This window comes from Agrobacterium sp. 20P9.1.2 (assembly GCF_057799395.1).
In genome coordinates, this window is record NZ_JBYOKI010000004.1 from 423,986 (window position 1) to 446,437 (window position 22,452).

Sequence of the window (22,452 nt, forward strand, 5' to 3'; positions counted from 1 at the left end):
TTCTCCGCCTCCCAAGGAGTCTGATTTCCATGCCTTACAAGATTTCCCGCGCAGCCTATGCCAGCATGTTCGGCCCCACAGTGGGCGATAAGGTGCGTCTTGCCGATACCGAACTCTTCATCGAGATCGAGAAGGACTTCACCACCTATGGCGAAGAGGTGAAATTCGGCGGCGGCAAGGTCATTCGTGATGGCATGGGGCAGAGTCAGGCGACGCGGGCGGAAGGTGCGGTCGATACGGTCATCACCAATGTCGTCATTGTCGATCACAGCGGTGTCTACAAGGCGGATGTCGGTTTGAAGGATGGTCGCATTCATGCCATCGGCAAGGCGGGTAATCCGGATACGCAGCCGGGTGTGACCATCATCGTCGGCCCTTCCACGGAAGCGATTGCAGGGGAGGGCAAAATCCTCACGGCTGGCGGCATGGATGCGCATATCCATTTCATCTGCCCGCAGCAGATTGAAGAAGCGCTGATGAGCGGTGTGACCTGCATGCTGGGCGGTGGTTCCGGCCCGGCTCATGGCACGCTGGCCACCACCTGTACGGGCGCATGGCACATCGAGCGGATGATCGAGAGCTTCGATGCGTTTCCGATGAACCTCGCGCTTGCGGGCAAGGGCAATGCCTCGCTGCCAAAACCATTAGAAGAGATGATCCTTGCGGGCGCGTCTTCGCTGAAGCTGCATGAAGACTGGGGTACGACGCCCGCTGCCATCGACAATTGCTTAAGCGTTGCCGATCAGTTCGACGTGCAGGTGATGATCCACACCGATACGCTGAATGAAAGCGGCTTCGTGGAAGATACGATTGCGGCCATCAATGGGCGCACCATCCATGCCTTCCACACGGAAGGTGCGGGCGGCGGTCACGCGCCTGATATCATCAAGATTTGCGGCAACCCCAACGTCATTCCGTCCTCCACCAATCCGACGCGACCCTACACGGTCAACACGCTGGCGGAACATTTGGACATGCTGATGGTCTGCCATCACCTGTCGCCATCGATACCGGAAGACATTGCGTTTGCGGAAAGCCGTATCCGTAAGGAAACGATTGCCGCTGAAGATATTCTGCATGATATCGGTGCCTTCTCCATCATCTCCTCCGACAGCCAGGCCATGGGCCGTGTGGGTGAAGTGGCGATCCGCACATGGCAGACAGCGGATAAGATGAAGCGCCAGCGCGGTCGCCTGAAGGAAGAAAAGGGCGAGAACGACAATTTCCGCGTTCGTCGTTACATCGCGAAATATACGATCAACCCGGCCATCGCTCACGGCATCAGCCATGAAATCGGCTCCATCGAAGTCGGCAAGCGTGCCGATCTGGTGCTATGGAACCCGGCCTTCTTTGGCGTGAAGCCGGAAATGGTTCTGCTGGGCGGCTCCATTGCCGCCGCACCCATGGGGGATCCCAATGCGTCCATTCCCACACCACAGCCGATGCATTACCGGCCCATGTTTGCCGCTTATGGCAAGCTGCGCACCAATTCCTCCGTGACCTTCGTTTCGCAGGCCTCGCTGGATGGTGGAATCGTGCAGCGTTTGGGCGTTGCCAAGAAGTTGCTTGCGGTGCGCAATGTGCGCGGCGGGATCTCAAAGGCGTCGATGATCCACAATTCGCTGACACCGCATATCGAGGTTGATCCCGAGACTTACGAGGTGCGGGCGGATGGCGAGCTTCTGACGTGCGAACCGGCGACGGTCCTGCCAATGGCACAGCGCTACTTCCTGTTTTGACCGCTACCCTTGCGGGCCAAGGGTTTCCTTCTGTGCATGACTGCCCTGCGCGCGGCAATTTTTGCTGCACTGCAAAGGATTTTGCGGTATCGCAGGGTTAGCTTTCCCGCGTGAATTGTTCCCAAGGCCTTTCACGCTACAATCGCACAGGAGAAACCCATGCTCGGCAAAAAAGTGCCTGCTGTAACATTTCGCACGCGCATTCGCGACGAGGCCGTCGGTGGCCCAAATCCTTATCGTTGGCAGGATGTGACCTCCGACGATTACTTCAAGGGCAAGAAGGTCGTTCTCTTCTCCCTGCCGGGTGCCTTCACGCCGACCTGCTCGACTTTTCAGCTGCCCGATTTTGAAAAGCTGACACCAGAATTCCGCGCGCTCGGCATCGATGAAATCTACTGCCTTTCCGTCAATGACGCATTTGTGATGAATGCCTGGGCCAAGGGCCAGAACCTTGAAAACGTTAAGGTCATCCCTGACGGTTCGGGTGAATTCACCCGCAAGATGGGCATGCTGGTTTCCAAGGACAATCTTGGCTTTGGCATGCGCTCCTGGCGTTATGCGGCCATCGTCAATGACGGTGTGGTCGAGCAGTGGTTCGAAGAAGAAGGCCATTCGGACAATTGCGAGAGCGATCCTTACAGCGTGTCCTCGCCGCAGAACATTCTCGAGCACCTAAAGGCCCGCGTAGCGGCCTGATTTTACAAAACTTTTACATGGAAAGCCCGGATATGATCCGGGCTTTTTCGTTTTCTATGCTTTTTTCGCATGGAACGCCGTTAATAATTTGAGCCTCAAATGCCTGACCCTTTTGTGTCAATAAGAGAATACTCATATTGCATTGCGCCATCACCAATCCGCTGAAGTGTAGAATAAATGAGATCGCTTTAACCTTGTATCTCAAGGGGTTTAAGCAGTGCCTTCCCTTACGTCAGCGCATGATCAGTAAATCGTTACCGTGCAAAGTAATTCACAAATATACCCCTGGTCGTTAAATATTTAGACATTTGGTTTACTTACGGCCAATCTCTGATCTTTATCGATTAAGTCATGCAAGGGTGAGGTGTGATGGCTGAACGTTTGAAAAAATTTATTTCATTGGAAATGAGTTTGAGTGACCCGAGCGCAGTGCAGAGTTTCCGCACTTTTGCGATAAAGATGGTATTTCTTTCGATCATTCTGACTGTCATCGTCAGCTGTCTCGCAAATGCCGTGGCGGCTTATTTCAACATTTTGCCGCTGCCCTTGCTGGAAGCTCTAAGCTACAGCGTCATTATGGCGTGGATCGTAGGCAGCGTCGTGACGGGCTTGCTGGTTGGTGTGCTGGGCACTGCCATCCGTAAGCTTCATGCGTCGCATGCGGAATTTGAGCGTTTGAGCAAGACGGACACCTTGTCCGGCCTCGCAAACCGTCGCGCATTCAACCAGAGCTTCGATGAGGTTTACGACGATGCGTCGCTGGCGATCTTCGATCTCGACCGGTTCAAGAGCATCAACGACAATTACGGCCATGCGGCTGGCGATCTCGTCATCAAAAGAGCGGCTGCAGCCATTGCCGATGTGTTCGGTGAATTCCACTGTGTCGCACGGCTGGGCGGTGAAGAGTTTGCGGTGATCGTTCGGGGCGGCATTCGAAGGGATCGGCTGACGCTCATCGAACTGGCGCGCATTCGCGTATCCTGCATGACGGTCAATTTCGAGGGTACGCAGGTGCAGACCACGGTCTCCGTCGGCGTTGCCGATATTGGGCCTTCCCGTTCCAAGCACGATACATTTGCCGTGGCCGACAAGGCGCTCTATCTCGCCAAGGCTTCGGGCCGCAACTGCGTTTGCCATGAGGAAGAACTGTCCATTGCTCAGGCGGTCGAAAATCTGAAATCGACCTTGCTCGTGGCGTCGTAACGACTGGCGGATGCGTGACCGTTCGGGCGCGCATTTTCTCATCGGCAGCTTGCATTCGCCGGTGCTATCCTTCAGGATTTCCGCAGACGTAAACTCACCCTGGAAATATCATGCTGCGCGTTCAATCCTATCTTCCCGCTGGAACCCCCGCGGACGAACCCACCGGTTATGTCACACTTGCCCACGACCAGAGACATCTGCGCCGCAAGCTGCTGCATCTGCAGAATGACGAGATGGTGATGCTGGACCTGAAAGAGCCGGTGCTGTTTGCGCATGGCGATCTGCTGGTCATTGAAAACGGCGATCTGGTGGAAGTTCGCGCGGCCAGTGAAAAGCTGTTCGAAATAACCGCGAAAGATACGCTGCATCTCATCGAACTCGCTTGGCATCTGGGCAACCGCCATCTCTCGGCGCAGATCGAGGAAGGCCGCATTCTCATCCTCCGAGACCACGTCATCCGGGCCATGCTGGAAGGCTTGGGTGCGGCGGTGCGCGACGTGGAAGAGCCGTTCCAGCCAGCCCGTGGTGCCTATCACGCCCATGGCGGCCACTCGCATGGTCACGATCACCACCACCACAGCCACGACTGATCCATGGCGCACACAGGTCGCGTCGATGCTTTGCTGCGGTTGTTGGCATGGATGTCTCCGGCCTTTCCAGTCGGAGCGTTCTCCTATTCCGGCGGGCTGGAAAGTGCAGTGAATGATCGGCGTCTTTCGACCGCTCTCGATCTTCGGAACTGGATCAGCCTGCTTTTGCAGCGTGGAACGCTCTGGAACGACGCCGTTCTATTGGCGCAGGCATGGCGCTGCCATGAGGACCGCGACGAACTGGCCGAGCTGACGCAACTGGCACAGGCGCTGGCCGGTTCGGCGGAACGTTACCGCGAAACGTTGTTGCTGGGCGATGCCTTCACGGATGCCGCTTCCGCATGGCCGCATGATGTGTTTCAGCGCCTAGTGAAATCAACGCCTTATCCGGTTACGGTGGGCGCAGTGGCCTCGGCGCATGGTGTGGCGCTTGAAGATACGTTGGCCGCCTACCTGCATTCCGGTGTGTCGCAATTCGTGTCGGCGGGTATTCGTCTGGGTGTTGCAGGCCAGAAGGACGGCGTTGCCATTCTGGCGCATCTGGAAAGCGATATCGCATCCGTGGCACAGCGGGCGGCGGTTTCGACGCTGGATGATCTTGGCTCTGCGACTATTCTGGCCGATACGGCCTCCATGCGTCACGAGGTGCAGGAAACGCGGCTGTTTCGGTCATGAGAATGGCGTGAAATTTGCTTGGCTATTCTCTGCGACATGTCGAATTTACTGATATGGAATAAAATATCATCCGGAAGGAAAATGGAATGAAATCGGGAAATGGCCCGCTTCGGGTCGGTATCGGCGGGCCTGTCGGCTCTGGCAAAACGGCTTTGACGGAAAAGCTGTGCAAGGCGATGAGTGCCGATTATTCGGTCGCCGTCGTCACCAACGATATCTACACCAAGGAGGATGCCGAAGCGCTGGTGCGAATGCAGGCTTTGCCGTCCGAGCGCATCGTCGGCGTGGAAACCGGTGGATGCCCGCATACCGCAATCCGCGAAGATGCCACCATCAATCTTCAGGCGATTGCGGGTCTCAATGAGCGTTTCCCCGATCTCGATATTGTCTTCATCGAATCCGGCGGTGATAATCTGGCGGCGACCTTCTCGCCTGATCTGGCCGATATTACCATCTATGTGATTTCGGTCTGCCAAGGAGAGGAAATTCCCCGCAAGGGCGGCCCCGGTATTACGCGCTCCGACCTGCTGGTCATCAACAAGAAGGATCTCGCGCCCTATGTCGGTGCTGATCTCAGCGTGATGGATACGGATGCGACGCGTATGCGCAAGAACATGCCCTTCGTCTTTACCGACATGAAACGCGGTGACGGCGTGGACAATATCGTCGGCTTCCTGAAGCAGCACGGCGGGCTGTAAGCTACGGCGACCGCTGGAGCAGAATCAAATCTGTTTCAGCGCGCCGATATCATTGACCTGAATAACGCGCCCTCGGACGATGACGCCTGCATCGCGAAGGCTGGAGAAGGCGCGGGAGAGGGCTTCTGGCGCTAGGCCCAGCTTGCCGGCCAGCACGCTCTTCTGGAAGGGTAAACGCAGCGAATAGGATGTCGCACCACTTGGTCCGTGGGTGATGAGGTAGTTCGCCACGCGCTGCGGCGCGGTTTGCAGCCGGTCATTGGCAAGGCAGTCCATGGTGGTGCGCAGGCTGTTGGACATGGAGTACAAAACGGCCCTCACCACTTTCGGCTCTTCTTCGATCATGGCTCTAATATGGGTGAGATCAAAGCGGGCGATGGTGCAGCTATCAGCCGCCTGCGCATTGTGCTGATACTTGTCGGCACCGAAAATCAGGCATTCATTGAACGTATCGCCGGGCCCGCAAATGCGCACGTCCGCCTCGCGTCCATCCTTGCTCAGACGATATAGCCGGACATAACCGTTGAGAACGCAGAACAGATACTGCGCGGCCTCACCCTCGCGAAACAGAATGTTGCGGGGAGGGGCGGTAACGATTGTCGCCGCTTCCATGAACCTCGCCGATACCGTTTCATCGCCCGCGCCAATGAAGGGCGCATGAAGAAGAATGCTTCTTTCCCTGCTGTTGAGCTTCATCGTGTTCACGTCCGTCACGCTCCCGAAACCTTCAGACGGTGAGACTGCCTGATGTTCCGAGCGGTGTGAGTTTATCGCGGAACGGGCCTGTCTCGGTCTGAAGACGTTATTCCCATGGCGTGGACGATAGCAGCCGCCGGATAGCAGGACTTGATTTCGATCAATTGGCGCGAATTTTTGCGGTTGCGTTTTGGCGCTGAAATACAAAACGCCGGGACATGCCCGGCGTTTGAAGTCGTTGGCGGCTAAGCTTACTCTGCGGCGAGTGGGGGAAGCCGCAGGACATTGCTGCCGGATTTATCGGCGCTTTTCGGTCCTGTGCCGCTCTTCTGCTCGACATTGGCCAGACGCTCCTCAAGCCCGGACAGGGCCTCCTGACTGGTCCGTGCTGCTTCCGACAATTCTTCGTTGGACAGAACCGGATGCTCCTCTTCCTTCTTGCCGATGAAGCGACCGAAGAGGTGGGCGAGAAGCCGCGACAGATCATCCATGATGAGGAAGAAGGCCGGGACCACGATCAGCGAAAGGACCGTCGAGACGATGATACCGCCGATGACGGCGGTGGCCATAGGTGCGCGGAACGAGCCGCCTTCGCCGACGCCCAGTGCAGATGGCAACATGCCTGCGGACATGGCAATCGAGGTCATGATGATGGGGCGGGCGCGCTTGCGGCCAGCTTCCACCATGGCATGAACCCGTTCCATGCCGTGCCGGCGCATTTCGATGGCGAAATCCACCAGCAGAATGGCGTTTTTGGTGACGATACCCATCAACATCAGAATACCGATGAGAACGGGCATGGACAGCGCTTGGTTGGTGATGATGAGCGCCACCGCCACGCCGCCGATGGCGAGCGGCAGTGAGAACAGGATGGTGAAAGGCTGGATCACATCCTTGAACAGCAGGATGAGAACGACCAGCACCAGCAACAGACCCAGCAACATGGCGTTGGTAAAGCCACGCTGCATTTCGCCCTGAACCTTGGCGTCACCGCTTTCGGCAAGACGCACGGTGGCGGGCAATTGCGTTTCCGCCACGATGCGGCGGAATTCCGCCGACGAGGTGTCCAGCGCCGTGCCGAAGGGAACGTCGGAGCCGATGGAGACCACGCGATTACGGTCGTTGCGCTTGATGGAGCTTGGACCTTCCGAATAGTCGATATCGGCAACGCTGTAGAGCGGAACGGTCGCACCCGTCGCGGTCTTGATTTTCAGCGCACGGATGGCGGCCAGATCCCGCCGGACATCGAGCGATGCCTGAACGCGGATGGGGATCTGCCGGTCATCCAGCGAAATCTTGGTCAGCTGTGCATCGATATCGCCAATCGTTGCCACGCGCACGGTCTGTGAAATCTGCTGTGGCGTGATGCCGAGGCGTGCGATCTCATCCTTGCGTGGACGGATTTGCAGTTCGGGGCGAGGAAGCGCACCTTCCGAGCTGACATTGACGAGGATTGGCGAGGCACGCAGGCGCGATTCCAGAATGCCGACGGCCTTTTGCAAATCCTCTTCGCTCGACGACAGGAAGTTGAAGCTCAACTCGCGTTCCGCACGGTCATTCAGCTTGATGATGCGCACATCGGGGATCGTGTTTACTTTGGCGAAAATATCCCGCTCGACATCCCATTGCGGACGCGTTCTGCCGGTGTCTTCGACCTTCGGAAGATAGTGTCCGATCAACGGAATGGAACCAAGCCCATCATTGACGAGGGTCTTCAGCAGCGAGTGGTCGATATGCTGGAGAATGACGCGCACGGTTGCGCGGCGCAGTTCCAGATCGCCCTTGGGCGATGCGCCGCCAAGAATGAAGACGCTTTCGACGCCGTTGATATCCTTCACGGCCTGATAGATTTTCGATGTCGTGGTATCGGTTTCCTCGAGCGTCGCATTGGGCGGAAGCTCGATGGACAGCACGACGCGCGAGGCGTCATCCGGTGGCAGGAAGCTACCGGGAACACCGGACAGGAGGATGACAGAGCCGATCAGGAAGCCAATGGCGCCGAGCAGCGTCAGATAACGTGCCCACCACTTGCTGGTGGTCGCCGTTACCATGCGCGTATAGGCCTTCATCAGGCGACCATCATTGTCATGGTGGTCATCCACGGCATCATCGGCGCGCATGAGATAGGCGGCCATCAGCGGGGTTATGAGACGCGCGACCATAAGCGAGAAGAAGACCGAGAAGGCGACGGTGAGGCCGAACTGAATGAAGTACTGGCCGGGAATGCCCGGCATGAAGGACACCGGCACGAAAACGGCGATGATGGTGAAGCTGGTCGCAATGACCGCAAGGCCGATTTCATCGGCGGCTTCGAGCGAGGCGCGATAGGGCGATTTGCCCATCTTTATGTGGCGGGAGATATTCTCCACCTCCACAATGGCATCGTCCACCAGAATACCCGTGGCCAGCGTCAGCGCGAGGAAGCTGACGAGGTTGAGCGAGAAGCCCAGCACATCCATGATCCAGAAGGTCGGGATGGCGGACAAAGGCAGGGCAACGGCGGCGATCAGGGTCGCGCGCCAGTTTCGCAGGAACAGCAGAACCACGATGACGGCGAGGATGGAGCCTTCTACCAGCGTATGAAGCGCGGCCTCATAGTTGCCGTAAGTGAAGTAGACGGCGTCGTCCACCATGTCTATCGCGACATTGGGGTGGTCTGCGCGCACCTTGTCCAGATTTTGCGCCACGGTTTCCGCAACGGAGACTTCGCTGGCACCTTTGGAGCGGAAGACGGCGAAGGTCACACCCGGGTTGCCGTTGAAGCGCGAGAAGGATTTCGGCTCCTCATAGGTGTCGGTCACGCGTCCCAGTTCCGACAGTTTGACGAAGCGGCCATTGGACAGCGAAATCGTGGTGTTGGAAAGCTGCGTCACATCACGCGTGTCACCCAGCGTGCGGATGGTCTGTTCGTTGCCCGCAACCTGTCCGCGACCGGAACCGAGATCGACGTTGGTGCCGCGCAGCTGCGCGTTCACGTCAGACGCGGTAATGCCGTAAGCATCGAGCTTTGCCGGGTTAAGCGAAACGCGCACTTCGCGATCCGCACCGCCGTAACGGTCGATCTTGCCGATGCCGGCCTGGCCCTGAAGCGCACGCTTGATGGTGTCATCCACGAACCAGGACAGTTCTTCCAGCGTCATGTTCGGCGAGGAAACCGCAAAGGTCTGGATGGCCTGACCCTCGACATCGATCTTGCTGACGACGGGCTCTTCGATATCCGCGGGCAATTCGCTGCGGATTTTGTCGATGGCGTCCTTGGTGTCCTGAACGGCTTCTTCGGTTGGTTTTTCGATGCGGAACAGAACCGTGGTCAGGGACTGACCGTCCGTAACCGTAGACTGGATTTCATCGATGCCGCTGATGGAGGCAACCGCGTCCTCGACTTCCTTGGTAACCTGCGCCTCAAGCTCAGATGGCGAAGCGCCGCTCTGCGTGACGGTAATCGCCACGACAGGCACATCGATATTGGGAAAGCGCGTGATCGGCAGATCGTAGAAGGCTTTGACGCCCAAAAAAAGCAGCAAGGCAAAGCAGAGCAGCGGCGCGATCGGATTGCGGATGGACCATGCGGAAAAGTTCATGGTGTTCTCTCAGTCAGTTCGAGGCTGCGGCGTCAGCCGGGACCGGGTTGATCTTATCACCATCGCGCACGAATGCGCCTGCTTTTTCCACCACCACATCACCGGCGGAAATTCCGCTTTTGATTTCAACGAAACCGCCATCCTGAATGCCGATTTCAACAGGCACCTGTTTGACGACACCATTTTCAACGCGTCTGGTGGTCGAACCATCACGGCCCGACGTGACGGCGGAAAGGGGCAGGGCGAGGGCATTGGCGGAGGCGATCACCACCTCTGCGCTGCCATACATGCCAGCGCGGGCCGGGCTGTCTGTTGGCAAAACGATATGGACGGAACCGAGGCGGGTGGTTGCATCCACCGTGGGCGAAACGATCCGCACCTTGCCTTCGATCTTGTTGCGGCCACCGGCAACGGTGATGATGGCTTTTTGGCCGATCTTGACCTGCTGAATATCGGTTTCCGAGAGATCGGCGACCAGTTCGATCGCGTTGTCCTTGATGACGGTGAACAGCGGATTGCCGGAGCCGCTGGCAATGGCGCCGACGCGGGCATTCTTGGCCGAGACGACACCTGCAACCGGTGTCTTGACGCTGGTGCGTGCCAGCTTGAGATCGATATCCTCGATCTGCGCATCCACGACCTTGATATCGGCTTCGCCCACGGTCACCGCCTGTTTGGAGGCCTGAAGCCGCGCATTGGCGACATCGGCGGCGGCAGCGGTCTGTTCGACCTGCGATACGGAGCCCGAGCCGGATTTTCCGAGCCGGTCTGCGCGATCACGCTGGCGCACGGCATCATCGTAATTGGCCTGCGCCTCGATGACCTGCGCCTTGTTTTGTGCAACACCGGCTTCGGCCTTGGCGCGGTTTGCCTGTAATTGGCTTTTTTGCAGGAGCAGGCTGTCTTTCGATAGCTCCGCCAGCACGGCACCCGCCTCAACCTTATCGCCAATATCGACATTCAGCCTGTCGACCGACAGACCATCGACCAGCGGCTGGACGTAAATTTCATCGACCGGCTTGATCGTGCCCGTGGCAATGACGCGGTCGACCAAATCCCGGGTGGCGGCCTTGCTGACGACGATGGAGGGCAGGTTTTTCCGGTCTGCTGCGGTCTGCGCACCAGCAATGCCGGGCAAAACGAGAGCCGAAACCATGATGACCGCGAGCCGGGGGGCGATTGTCTTACGCTGCATGTGCCTGTCCGTTCAAATCTCGGATCGCACGTCCACCGCACATTCCGTGCCCTGAAGGTCATGCGACGATGAATGCAATAATAGGGGTGACTAGACTTCCCTCACCTCGCAGATGTCTGCGTCCTCCACAAAACATGCCCTCCAACAGGGCAAAGTTTATCACAAGGTAAAAACCCAAGTCTGTCGAGCCAGAATGTAATTCGTCGCGAAGGGTAATTCAATCCGTCTAGCTGGTAGGTCGGATATACGTTTTTGTATATCATTTTATACAGGCATCGCGGCTTGCGGTGAGCAAAGGCGCGCACATCGCGCGCCTTTGCGTTCTCAATCCTACTTCAAAGCGGCATCCGTAATCTCAGTGGTAAATGCGCCGGTCGGCTCCTTTGTGATGACGGGGTCGGAGCCACCGCCCAGAAGCGTTTTGACGGTGCGGTCATAATCCGCCTTGTCGAGCGCACCCTTTGAGCTCGCCGTCAGCTTGGCGACCTCGGTCATCATGCCCTTCTGGTGTGCTTCGGTCTGTGCGCCGGAGGCATCGTTTTCAAGAACGATATCGGCAGCATCGTTCGGGTTCTCTTCCGCCCACTTCCAGCCTTTCATGGAAGCGCGCACGAATTTGACCATGTTTTCCTTGAACTTGGCGTCCTTCAGCTTGTCTTCCAGCACATAGAGGCCGTCTTCCAGCGTCGCCACGCCTTCGTCTTCATACTTGAAGGTCACGAGATCGCTGGCCTTTACGCCCGCCTCCAGCACCTGCAAATATTCATTGTAGGTCATGGTGGAAATGCAGGCCGCTTGCTTCTGCAACAGCGGATCAACGTTGAAGCCCTGTTTCAGCACGGTCACACCATCGGCACCGCCAGTCGTTGGTATCTTCAGGTGCGCCATCCATGAGAGGAAAGGATACTCGTTGCCGAAGAACCAGACCCCCAGTGTCTTGCCCTTGAAATCGGCAGGCTTGGTAATGCCGCTTTCCTTGAGGCAGGTCAGCATCATGCCGGATTTTTTGAAGGGCTGGGCGATGTTGACGAGCGGCACGCCTTTCTCACGGGTCGCGAGCGCAGACGGCAGCCAATCCACGACCACATCTGCACCGCCGCCTGCCAGAACCTGCGCGGGGGCGATATCCGGACCGCCGGGCTTGATCTCGACATCGAGGCCTTCGGCCTCGTAAAAGCCCTTGTCCTTGGCAACGTAATAACCGGCGAACTGGGCTTGGGTGACCCATTTCAGCTGAAGCGTGACCTTTTCGGCGGCTTGTGCGCCGAACGCCGTCATTAGCGTCGCTCCGGCCAGAAGCATGGATGCAAGTCTGTTTCTCATCGCTGTTCCCTTTTTTCGTTGTTTACGTGCGTCCAATGCGGACGGACGGATGCCAGAAGGTGACGGCGCGCTCTGCCAGCGCCACCAAACCGTAAAAGCCAGAGCCTGCGATTGCCGCGACGGCAATTTCGGCCCAGACCATATCCACATTGCTCCGGCCCATTTCGGCGGAGATGCGAAATCCCATGCCCACGATGGGCGTGCCGAAGAACTCCGCCACGATGGCCCCGATCAGCGCCAGCGTGGAATTGATCTTCAAGGCGTTGAAGATGAAAGGCCAAGCGGCAGGCAGGCGCAGTTTCACCAGCGTCTGCCACCAGCTGGCGGCATAGGTGTGCATCAGGTCACGCTCCATGTGGCTGGAGGCGGACAGCCCCTGCACCGTGTTCACCAGCATGGGAAAGAAGGTCATGATGACGACGACGGCGACCTTGGACTGCCAGTCGAAACCGAACCACATGACCATGATGGGCGCGATGCCGACGACCGGTAACGCCGAGACGAAATTGCCGATGGGCAAGAGACCGCGTTGCAGGAAGGGCGAACGGTCGATGATGATGGCAACGGCAAAGCCGAGACCGCAGCCCAGCACATAGCCCGTCAGCACCGCTTTCAGAAACGTCTGCCGGAAATCCGCCCAGAGGATGGGAATGGAGCCTATGAGCCGCAGGAAGATGGCGCTTGGGGCAGGCAGGAGGATGGAGGGAATGGCAAAGCCACGCACCATGCCTTCCCACAGCACGATGATGGCGGCCCCGAAGATGAGAGGTATTGCGATGCTGCTCGCGCGCTTTGCGGTTGATGTCTGAAAGCGCTGGCGCACCAGCCATTCGTTCAACGCCCAGGCAGCAAGCCAGAACAGGACCGCGCCGATAACCCAGTTGGGGTTGCTCATGGCCGCTCTCCCATTCTTTTCAGCACGGCGGTGTGGGCGATGCCGACAATCGATACCAGAATGGCCGCAACGGCTGCAGCCATGAACAGGGCCGCCCAAATCTGCACCGTCTGGCCGTAATAGGAGCCGGAGAGCAGCCGTGCACCAAGCCCTGCGACGGCACCTGTCGGCAACTCACCGACGATGGCCCCGACCAGCGAAATGGCGATGGCGATTTTCAGCGAGGTGAAGAGATAGGGCAGGGCCGATGGCCAGCGCAGCTTCCAGAAGATTTGCGACGGTGCGGCGTGATAGGTGTGCATCAAATCCAGCTGAATGCTCTCAGGGCTGCGCAGCCCCTTCACCATGCCGACGACGATGGGGAAGAAGCTGAGATAGGTCGAAATCAGCGCCTTCGGCAGCAGGCCGGAAATGCCCATGGAATTCAGCACGACAATGATCATCGGCGCCACCGCAATGATGGGGATCGTCTGGCTGGCAATGATCCAAGGCATGACCGAGCGATCCATGGCCCGGTTATGGACGATGGCAACGGCCAGCAGAATGCCGAGCGCTGTGCCGATGGCAAAACCCAGCAGCGTTGCCGAAAGCGTGATGCCCGCATGGTAGACGAGGCTGCGCTTGGAGGTGATCGCCTTGTTGACGGTCGTATCCCATAGCTCCGCGATGATCTGGTGTGGGGCAGGCAGGACGGGGCGTTCCTGTGCGAAGGTTTGTGGCAGGAGTTCTGAAAAGGTCAGTTGCTGGCCTGCTCTGGCGGCCTGGTCACGCGCGAAGGGCATGTTGAGGTAAACGACGGCGATATGCCAGAGGATGAGGATCGCAAGGAGGATTGTGAGGACAGGGAGGATGCGGTGCCGGAGGGTGGTCATGGGTGGCCTCCTCTTCCGTCGCGCCCGTCGCTACCCCCCTCTGCCCTGCCGGGCATCTCCCCCTCAAGGGGGGAGATCGACTTGTGGAGAGCTCTCGGCAAACTCTGTCGTTGAGACTGAAGCGACGTCGGTGCGCCCAGCCAATCTCCCCCCTTGAGGGGGAGATGCCCGGCAGGGCAGAGGGGGGTAGCCACACGCGCAAAGGACAACGGTTCACCCCTCATAACTATGCCCCGCCTTCAACCCCTCACGCACCCGGTGCGCAATCTCCAGAAACTCCGGCGTTTCGCGAATCTCCAAAGGCCGCTCGCTGGGCAAAGTAGATTCGATGATGTCAGTCACCCGACCGGGGCGGGGGGACATGACGACGATTTTGGTGGAGAGATAGACTGCCTCTGGAATGGAGTGGGTGACGAAGCAGATGGTTTTGCCCGTAGTGCTCCAGAGTTTCAAAAGCTGCTCGTTGAGGTGATCGCGAACAATCTCGTCCAGCGCGCCGAAGGGCTCGTCCATCAGCAGGAGGTCGGCATCGAAGGCCAGCGCGCGGGCGATGGAGGCGCGTTGCTGCATGCCGCCGGACAGTTGCCATGGGAATTTCTTGGCAAAGCCGCTGAGGTTGACCAGATCGAGTGTGCGTTCGATCCGCGCCTGCTGCTCCGCCTTGGTATAGCCCATGATTTCGAGCGGCAGAGCGATGTTCTTCTCGATCGTGCGCCACGGGTAAAGGGCTGCGGCCTGAAACACATAACCGTAAGACCGGTCCTTGCGTGCATTTTCCGGCGTCGTGCCGTTGACGGTGATCTCGCCCGACGTGTGCTTTTCCAGATCGGCAATGACCCGCAGAAACGTTGTCTTCCCGCAGCCGGAAGGACCGATGAAGGATACGAACTCGCCCTTTTTCACCTCTAGATCGACATTGGAAAGCGCATGCACCGGCCCGTCCCCGGTTTCAAAGGTGAGGCCGAGATTTTTGGCGGAAACGACGGAGAAGGGAGCGGGTTCTGTCATTGGCATTTCGGAAGCGGTCCCCAGCTTGTGCCATCCTTGAAATTGATGGTGTATCCATCGGCACTCTTTTTGATCTCGACGGTTTCCTTTTGCCCCTTGTCTCCCTCACTTTCGCATTGGGTGACGATTTTAAAACCGGTCGCTGTTTTTGTCGGCTTGCCGGAAAAGGCGCAGAAGGCCGTCGCGGTGGTGACGCCCTCATCATTCAGCAGGAAAAATTCGTCGGCACCGCTCGATTCGCCTGTTTTCGAATAGGTGCAGCCTTCTTTTTCTCCATAAGCGCCATCGAGAAATGTCGCGCTGTTGGCGGTGGAACCGAGCAACGCCGACATGATGGCTGCTATCAAAATCGTCTTCATCATCATACTCCGCTTGCCGGAATGCCGGTGCGCTCCACCTTGCGGGGCGCGACCAGTTCTTTCCATGTGGACAGTGCTTTGCTCACGGCTGGGTAGGGTTCGCGGGCCACGAACTGGCCGTGGCCTTCCCGCGTCTTCACCGTGCCTTCCTCGATTGCCACAACACCGCGAGAGAGCGTAAAGCGCGGCAGGCCCTTCACCGTCTGGCCTTCGAAGACATTGTAATCGATGGCAGATTGCTGGTTTTTGGCGGTGATTGTCTTTTCCAGCGCCGGGTCCCAGACCACGATATCGGCATCGCTGCCGACGAGGATCGCACCCTTTTTGGGATAGAGATTGAGGATCTTGGCGATATTGGTTGAGGTCACGGCGACGAATTCGTTCATCGTCAGGCGGCCCGTTGTTACGCCGTGCGTCCACAAAAGCGGGAGGCGGTCTTCGAGCCCGCCGGTGCCGTTTGGTATCTTGGTGAAATCGCCGATGCCGTTGCGCTTCTGCTCGGTCGTAAAGGCGCAATGGTCGGTCGCCACGCATTGCAGCGATCCTGCCGCCAGACCGGTCCAGAGGCTGTCCTGATGCTGCTTGTTGCGGAACGGTGGCGACATGACGCGGCGGGCGGCGTGGTCCCAATCCGGGTTGGCGTACTCGCGTTCATCGAGAATGAGATGCTGGATCAGCGGTTCGCCATAGACCCGCATGCCGTTCTGCCGCGCCCGGCGGATGGCCTCGTGCGCCTGTTCGCAGGAGGTATGGACGACATAAAGCGGCGCGCCCGCCATATCCGCGATGATGATCGCGCGATTGGTGGCTTCGCCCTCGACGGAAGCAGGACGGGAATAGGCATGCGCTTCCGGCCCATTATTGCCTTCTGCCAGCAGTTTGGCCTGCATCTGCGCGACGATATCGCCGTTCTCCGCATGCACCATGGGCAGCGCGCCAAGCTCCGCGCAGCGTGAGAAGGAGGCGAACATCTCATCGTCATTCACCATCAGGGCGCCCTTATAGGCCATGAAGTGCTTGAAACTATTGATGCCCTTATCCTGAACAACGGTCTTCATCTCGTTGAAGACCTGCTCACCCCACCAGGTAATCGCCATGTGAAAGGCGTAGTCGCAAGTGGCGCGTGTCGCCTTGTTGTCCCAGCGGTTGAGCGCGTCGAGCAGCGATTGGCCCGGCTCCGGCAGGCAGAAATCCACCACCATCGTCGTGCCGCCGCTCAAGGCAGCCCGCGTGCCACTCTCGAAATCATCCGCCGAATAGGTGCCCATGAAGGGCATTTCCAGATGCACATGCGGATCGATGCCGCCGGGCATCACATAGCAGCCGGTCGCATCCAGAACCGTACTGCCTGAAAGGTTTTGCCCGATCTCGATGATGACCCCGCCATCGATTTTGACATCGGCCTTGTAGGTCAGATCCGCAGTGACGATGGTGCCGTTTTTGATGATGGTGGTCATTCCACGATCTCCGCAGTTTCCAGCACGGCGTGGAGCAAAACGTTGCAGCCAGCGGCGGCCCATTCGGGAGAAATGTCTTCGGCTTCATTGTGGGAGAGGCCGTTGACGCAGGGGCAGAAAATCATGGTGGAGGGTGCGAGTTGGGCTGCCCAGCAGGCATCGTGTCCCGCGCCGGAGATGATGTCCATGTGGCTATAGCCAAGTTTCTCTGCCGCATTGCGTACGCGCCCGACCAGAACCGGGTCGAAGGTAACGGGGTCGAAATGGCCGATAGCTTCGATTGTGCAGCCGACGCCGAGTTCGTCTGCGATGAGCGGCACCTCGCGTTCGAAGATGGCGCGCATGGCGTCCAGTTTCTCCTGCGAGGGCGTGCGCAGGTCGATGGTGAAGACCACTTTGCCGGGGAGCACATTGCGGGAGTTGGGCGTAAAGATCATTTGGCCCACCCCGGCCACCGCACCCGGCTGGTGGGCCATGGCGACCTCCTGCACTTTTTCCAGAATGCGGGCGGCGGCGAGGCCGGCGTTGACGCGCATGGGCATGGGGGTGGAGCCGGTGTGGGCTTCCTTACCGGTCAGCGTCACTTCCAGCCACCACAGGCCCTGGCAATGGGTGACGACGCCGATCTGTTTGTCCTGCGCTTCGAGGATCGGTCCCTGCTCGATGTGATATTCGAAATAGGCGTGCATCTTGCGCGCGCCGACCTCTTCTTCACCCAGCCAGCCGATGCGCTTAAGCTCCTCACCATAGGTCTTGCCCGCTGTGTCGGTACGGCTGTAGGCATAGTCCAGATCGTGAATGCCCGCGAAAACACCGGATGCCAGCATGGCGGGCGCAAAGCGCGCGCCTTCTTCATTGGCCCAATTGGTCACGACGATTGGGTGTTTCGTGCGGATGTCGAGATCGTTGAGGCTGCGCACCACTTCCAGCCCGGCCAGCACGCCCAGCACACCATCGAACTTGCCGCCGGTTGGCTGGGTGTCGAGGTGGCTGCCGATATAGACGGGCAGGGCATCCGGGTCTGTGCCGGGCCGGGTGGCGAACATCGTGCCCATGGCATCGACACCCATGCTCATGCCTGCGGCCTCGCACCAGCGCTTGAACAGGTCGCGACCTTCGGCGTCCTCATCCGTCAGGGTCTGGCGGTTGTTGCCACCGGCAATGCCGGGGCCGATCTTCGCCATGTCCATCAGGCTGTCCCAAAGGCGTTCGGTGTCGATGGTCAGATTTTTCGCGGCTATTGGATTTTTTGCGGGTGTTTCCGGCATGCCAGTCTTTTCCTCACCTGTTTTGATCGTCATCATGCAAGGGGCGTGCCGTTCCATTAGGACGCAGCGAAATGCGTGGGCTAAGCGGGCAGTCGATTAATTTGACCGACTGGTAAACATTGTGAATGTTGGCTTTGGTGCCTAAAAGAAACCGGGGGATTTTTGCTGTGTAAAGCGGTATTTTCTGATTGAGCTTTCATCAACGATTATTTTTTGCCCAAACCTGCCTTCCAATTGCATTCAAAACAGACAGAGACCCTTAGATGGCCATACCCAGAGCGGCGAAAACGCAGAAGCGAACGCGGATACAGGAAGAAAAAGAAGAGGCCATTTTGGAAGCGGCGCTCGACGTTTTCTCGGTCAGCGGCTTTCGCGGCACGACGATTGATCAGATTGCCGACGTGGCGGGAATGTCGAAGCCGAATGTGCTCTATTATTTCCGCACCAAGGAGGCGATGCACCGCGCGCTGATAGAGCGCGTGCTGGATACCTGGCTGGACCCGCTGCGGGCTTTCGATGCCGAGGGCAATCCGGAGGCGGAAATTCGCTCCTATATTCGCCGCAAGCTGGAAATGGCGCGCGACTATCCGCGCGAAAGCCGTCTGTTCGCCAACGAAATCCTTCAGGGTGCGCCCCATGTGGAAGACGAGTTGAAGGGCCCCCTGAAGGAACTGGTGGATGAGAAGGCTGGTGTCATCCGCGCCTGGGCCAAGGCGGGACGCATGGCACCGTGTGATCCGTACCACCTGATTTTCTCCATATGGGCGACGACTCAGCACTATGCGGATTTCGACGTGCAGGTGCGTGCGGTGCTGGGAGGCAATGCCGGAGAAGGGCGTTTTGAGGACGCGGCGCGGTTTCTGGAACAGCTGTTCATGGGTGGTTTGGGCATATTTTCCACACCATCTGCAAAAACATGACGTTTCGCATCAAGTTTATACTTTACTCTAAAACTCATCTTTATTATCGTGGCACCAACCTGATCGCACAGGTGGTGGTTTTCAACGATAAGGTGAGGCATGGCGCGCAAGGACAAGAAGAAGGCGGAGCGAAACGGCAAGCGGGGCAATGCGCCGCAGCAGGCAGAGCAATCCGTCTCCCAACAAGCGCCTGCCGGGCCTAAGAGCTTCCTCTATGTCGGCGGCCGTGACTGTCAGGTTGCGCATCTTCGCCAGATTGCCAGCAACTTCGATGCCGAACTCATCCACCACGATGGCGGTCTGCGCGAAGCGGTTTCCCGCATCGATACGCTGCTTCCCTCTGTGGACTGCGTGTTTTGCCCCATCGACTGTATCAGTCACGATGCGTGTTTGCGGGTAAAGTCTGGCTGCAAGAAGTTCGGCAAGACCTTCATTCCGCTGCGCAATGGCAGCAAATCCAGCCTGGAGCGCGCGCTTCAGACGATGAACGACCGCGCTGCCGCCAATTGAGAACTACTGGCGCGCCGTCCTGAAAAAGGCGGCGACTGCCACGGCGATCCAACCGAGGATCATTCCCATGCCGCCAATTGGTGCGGCCATCGGGAAGGCGCCGCTGCCGGTGAAATGGCGTGAGACGAGATCTCCGGCAAAGAGTACAGTTCCGAGACCGAGAAGGATGGCCGCCGGCGCTGCGGTTTTGATGCGCTCCCAACCGATATAGAGGCCCAGAAGAATGGGCGCATGGGCAAGGCACATTGTGGATGCGTTGCCCAGCAGTTGCGTTGCGCCCGTATGTGTTGCCGCAGCCGCAAGCGCCACGCCGCTGGCACCCAGAAGGCCGGAGAGGAAAAGGCTCGTTGCGCGTAGCCAGCTGTTGCTCATGATGCGGTATCTTCCTGATTTTGCATGTGGAATGCCAGCCGCTCTATCGGCGTCCAGATGATTTCGCGAAGTTTTGGGTTTTCGATGGTCTCATCCATCGCACGGCGAAAGCACAGAAGCCACTCGTCCCGTTCCGCAGCACCAATGGGTGCCACGAAATGGCGTCGCCGCAGCATCGGATGGCCATATTTTTCGACATAGACTGGCGGTCCACCGAGATAGCCGAGCAGGTAATCGGTAAATTTGCTCTCGCTGCCGGAAAGGTCTGGCGGATGGATAGCGCGGCAGCGTGCGGCTTCGGGCAGCGTATCCATCAACTCGTAAAAGCGTTTCGCCAATGCACGGACGGTAGTCTCACCGCCAATGGCCTCATAAAGCGTGATGGTCTCGTCCGACACCGCGTGCAGTCTCCGTTTCCTGTCGGTTTTGCCGCTTCATGGCAAAAAGAGCAACAGCAAAGGGCAGGTGCGGCAATTCGCTTCGCCGCACCCTAGAGCGTTTCCTTGTTAAATGGAAACGTTCTGCCGGAGCAGATTTTCGTCAGGGCTAAGGCGATCGGCGGAGGGCATACCCATAGGTACGGTCGAGCCGATCGCCTTAGCCCTGGCGGAAATATGCCCGGCCCTTCGGGTTGGTTGAAACGGGCCGTCTGCTTGCCCGGACGGCTTGGCCGTATGCTAAGGCTACGGCACGCGCCGTCCGGACAAGCAGTCGATCCCGTTTGAACCAACAGAACTGTTTCCATTTAACAAGGAAGCGCTCTAGCGTTCTCTCAACCAAAGTTACGAATGAGATCGAGCCCCTTGTTCAGCAGGGCATCGGCATCGTCTTCATTGGCAGCTTCCACATAGCAACGCATTTCCGGGGCGTTACCGGAGGGGCGGAAGTGGATGGTATCGCCGTTTGTCAACGTAACCCGCAGACCATCAATATCGCTGGTCTCTTTGACCGCACCGACGGGCTTAAGGAAGCTTTCGAGATTGGTGCGTGAGGAGCGCAGATGCTCCATCAGCGCAGCACTCTTTTCCTGCGCGAAATCCTGCAAACGGTCTGCTGCGGCGACGGGTAGCTTGTAGGCGGCGGCGATTTCGGAGAGCGGTTTTTTCTGTTCTGCTGCAAGTTTCAAGGCGGCGAGCAGGGGGAGGAAGCAATCGCGGGTCGGTAGGGCGGAAACCGTCTTGCCATTCAGCGTGAAAGGCGATGCCGTCAAGAAACCGCCATTGGCTTCGAAGCCGATCACGCCCTTGCCCGCCTTTGAAAGAGCCTGTTCCATGCCTGCAATCACGAAGGGCGAGCCGACCTTGGTGCGCAGAACCTCGAATTCGCCGCTGTCTTCGATGCCGGAATTGGAGGTGACGGGAGTGACCACGACATCCGCTTTCAGGAAGTTTGCGGTGATGAGGCCGATGAGATCGCCGCGCAGGGGATCACCATGTTCATCTGCCAGCAAAGGTCGGTCACCGTCACCATCGGCGGAGATGATGGCATCGAGTTTGTGCTCAGTGGACCAAGCCTTGAGCTTCTCCAGAGTGTCGGCAGAGACCGCTTCGGTATCAACCGGAATGAAGGTTTCAGAACGGCCAAGCGGCAGAACATCTGCGCCATAGTGCTTCAGAACCTCGACGAACAGGTCGCGGGCAACTGTGCTGTGCTGGTAGACGCCGATCTTGAGGCCGGACAGCGAATTTTCGGGCAGGAGCGAGGCGTTGCGTTCGAAGAAGAAGGCATTGGCCTTTTCTGCCCGGTTTTCAGCGCTTGCCGATGTGACCGGAATATTTTCGGCGTCGACCACCTTCGCAAGATCGGCAATGGCCGTTTCGTCCTGCTTGTCGATTTCGCCATCCGGGCGATAGAACTTGATGCCATTGCGATCTGCGGGAATGTGGGAGCCGGTGATCATCAGCGCCGCTGCCTTGAGGGACAGGCTGTAGAGCGCCAAGGCCGGTGTCGGCAGCGCGCCGCAATCGATAGGCTTCAAGCCGGCCGCTGCGAGCGCACCGATGCAGGTCTGCGCAATGGCGGGGCTTGAGTCTCGAAAATCCTGTCCAATCAGAATGGGATCGCCAGCTTTCGCCTGTCCCGAAGCCAGAAGATGTCGCGCAAAGGCTGTGGCGTAAACGGCGGACGCCTTGCCTTTCAAATCCTGCGAAAGGCCGCGAAGACCGCTTGTTCCAAACTTCAGGCTCATGTGAAATGCTTCCTTATTCTAAGTCGTTTTATCGCTTATCGGCCAAACTGATATCCAACATAACGCAAAAGCCGCTGCATTGATCCCATCTATGACATGCCTCTGGTTGGTAGACGATCCGCAATAATCTCTCAAGTTTTGACAGCTGCCGCCCGCTCGCCCTATATCAGCCGCTCGCACAGTGGCGAGCTTGGTGGAAGGATTTCA

At 58.2% G+C, this 22,452-nt stretch carries 21 protein-coding genes; 8 read left to right on the plus strand and 13 right to left on the minus strand.

The annotated features are described in order from the left end of the window. Positions 1–29 precede the first annotated feature (29 nt). From ureC to ureG, 6 genes are all read left to right on the plus strand, one after another. Complete coding sequence (gene ureC / locus AC27VJ_RS14715; RefSeq protein WP_488684644.1) at positions 30–1,739, plus strand: urease subunit alpha; 1,710 nt, start codon at positions 30–32, stop codon at positions 1,737–1,739. 159 nt (positions 1,740–1,898) lie between these two features. Next, positions 1,899–2,435 (plus strand): peroxiredoxin, encoded by a 537-nt coding sequence (locus tag AC27VJ_RS14720; protein WP_113088826.1) that lies wholly within the window; start codon positions 1,899–1,901, stop codon positions 2,433–2,435. Positions 2,436–2,894: 459 nt separating this feature from the next. Next, complete coding sequence (locus AC27VJ_RS14725; protein WP_488684645.1) at positions 2,895–3,638, plus strand: GGDEF domain-containing protein; 744 nt, start codon at positions 2,895–2,897, stop codon at positions 3,636–3,638. Between the two features lie 110 nt (positions 3,639–3,748). Next, a complete protein-coding gene (gene ureE, locus AC27VJ_RS14730; protein WP_488684646.1) occupies positions 3,749–4,228 on the plus strand; it encodes an urease accessory protein UreE in 480 nt (159 codons plus the stop codon). Between the two features lie 3 nt (positions 4,229–4,231). Beyond that, a complete protein-coding gene (locus AC27VJ_RS14735; protein WP_488684647.1) occupies positions 4,232–4,903 on the plus strand; it encodes an urease accessory protein UreF in 672 nt (223 codons plus the stop codon). A gap of 86 nt (positions 4,904–4,989) precedes the next feature. Beyond that, positions 4,990–5,601, plus strand: a complete 612-nt coding sequence (ureG, locus tag AC27VJ_RS14740; protein WP_488684648.1) for an urease accessory protein UreG — start codon at positions 4,990–4,992, stop codon at positions 5,599–5,601. A gap of 24 nt (positions 5,602–5,625) precedes the next feature. Here ureG and AC27VJ_RS14745 read toward each other — a convergent pair whose 3' ends face one another. From AC27VJ_RS14745 to AC27VJ_RS14790, 10 genes are all read right to left on the minus strand, one after another. Next, positions 5,626–6,297 carry a Crp/Fnr family transcriptional regulator gene (locus AC27VJ_RS14745; protein WP_488684692.1) on the minus strand — a complete coding sequence of 224 codons (672 nt, stop codon included), beginning with the start codon at positions 6,295–6,297 and terminating at the stop codon, positions 5,626–5,628. A gap of 251 nt (positions 6,298–6,548) precedes the next feature. Continuing rightward, complete coding sequence (locus AC27VJ_RS14750) at positions 6,549–9,878, minus strand: efflux RND transporter permease subunit (RefSeq protein ID WP_488684649.1); 3,330 nt, start codon at positions 9,876–9,878, stop codon at positions 6,549–6,551. Between the two features lie 13 nt (positions 9,879–9,891). Next, positions 9,892–11,073 carry an efflux RND transporter periplasmic adaptor subunit gene (locus AC27VJ_RS14755; RefSeq protein ID WP_488684650.1) on the minus strand — a complete coding sequence of 394 codons (1,182 nt, stop codon included), beginning with the start codon at positions 11,071–11,073 and terminating at the stop codon, positions 9,892–9,894. A 330-nt stretch (positions 11,074–11,403) separates the two neighbouring features. Then, positions 11,404–12,396 carry an ABC transporter substrate-binding protein gene (locus tag AC27VJ_RS14760; RefSeq protein WP_488684652.1) on the minus strand — a complete coding sequence of 331 codons (993 nt, stop codon included), beginning with the start codon at positions 12,394–12,396 and terminating at the stop codon, positions 11,404–11,406. A gap of 22 nt (positions 12,397–12,418) precedes the next feature. Then, entirely contained in the window at positions 12,419–13,291 is an 873-nt protein-coding gene (locus AC27VJ_RS14765) for an ABC transporter permease (RefSeq protein ID WP_488684653.1), read from the minus strand. After that, positions 13,288–14,163, minus strand: a complete 876-nt coding sequence (locus AC27VJ_RS14770; protein WP_488684654.1) for an ABC transporter permease — start codon at positions 14,161–14,163, stop codon at positions 13,288–13,290. Before AC27VJ_RS14770 ends, AC27VJ_RS14765 begins: the two co-directional genes overlap by 4 nt. Before the next feature lie 213 nt (positions 14,164–14,376). Further along, complete coding sequence (locus tag AC27VJ_RS14775; protein WP_077117880.1) at positions 14,377–15,171, minus strand: ABC transporter ATP-binding protein; 795 nt, start codon at positions 15,169–15,171, stop codon at positions 14,377–14,379. Continuing rightward, on the minus strand, positions 15,168–15,530 hold the full coding sequence (locus tag AC27VJ_RS14780; protein WP_488684655.1) for a hypothetical protein: 363 nt from the start codon (positions 15,528–15,530) through the stop codon (positions 15,168–15,170). The genes AC27VJ_RS14775 and AC27VJ_RS14780 overlap by 4 nt, the downstream gene beginning before the upstream one ends. Positions 15,531–15,532: 2 nt before the next feature. Further along, positions 15,533–16,987 (minus strand): dihydropyrimidinase, encoded by a 1,455-nt coding sequence (gene hydA / locus AC27VJ_RS14785; RefSeq protein WP_488684656.1) that lies wholly within the window; start codon positions 16,985–16,987, stop codon positions 15,533–15,535. Beyond that, positions 16,984–18,255 (minus strand): Zn-dependent hydrolase, encoded by a 1,272-nt coding sequence (locus tag AC27VJ_RS14790; RefSeq protein ID WP_488684693.1) that lies wholly within the window; start codon positions 18,253–18,255, stop codon positions 16,984–16,986. The genes hydA and AC27VJ_RS14790 overlap by 4 nt, the downstream gene beginning before the upstream one ends. Positions 18,256–18,518: 263 nt before the next feature. On the opposite strand from AC27VJ_RS14790, the gene AC27VJ_RS14795 reads away from it, so the two are divergent. Then, positions 18,519–19,175: a TetR family transcriptional regulator C-terminal domain-containing protein gene (locus AC27VJ_RS14795; protein ID WP_488684657.1), complete on the plus strand. Its 657-nt coding sequence runs from the start codon at positions 18,519–18,521 to the stop codon at positions 19,173–19,175. 99 nt (positions 19,176–19,274) lie between these two features. After that, on the plus strand, positions 19,275–19,685 hold the full coding sequence (locus AC27VJ_RS14800; RefSeq protein WP_113088954.1) for a DUF2325 domain-containing protein: 411 nt from the start codon (positions 19,275–19,277) through the stop codon (positions 19,683–19,685). Positions 19,686–19,688: 3 nt separating this feature from the next. Here AC27VJ_RS14800 and AC27VJ_RS14805 read toward each other — a convergent pair whose 3' ends face one another. The 3 genes from AC27VJ_RS14805 to AC27VJ_RS14815 form a co-directional block, all read right to left on the minus strand. Next, complete coding sequence (locus AC27VJ_RS14805) at positions 19,689–20,057, minus strand: DUF423 domain-containing protein (RefSeq protein ID WP_488684658.1); 369 nt, start codon at positions 20,055–20,057, stop codon at positions 19,689–19,691. Beyond that, positions 20,054–20,455 carry a group II truncated hemoglobin gene (locus AC27VJ_RS14810; RefSeq protein WP_488684659.1) on the minus strand — a complete coding sequence of 134 codons (402 nt, stop codon included), beginning with the start codon at positions 20,453–20,455 and terminating at the stop codon, positions 20,054–20,056. The genes AC27VJ_RS14805 and AC27VJ_RS14810 overlap by 4 nt, the downstream gene beginning before the upstream one ends. A 374-nt stretch (positions 20,456–20,829) precedes the next feature. Next, positions 20,830–22,245 carry a phosphomannomutase gene (locus tag AC27VJ_RS14815; RefSeq protein ID WP_488684660.1) on the minus strand — a complete coding sequence of 472 codons (1,416 nt, stop codon included), beginning with the start codon at positions 22,243–22,245 and terminating at the stop codon, positions 20,830–20,832. Positions 22,246–22,452 lie beyond the last annotated feature (207 nt).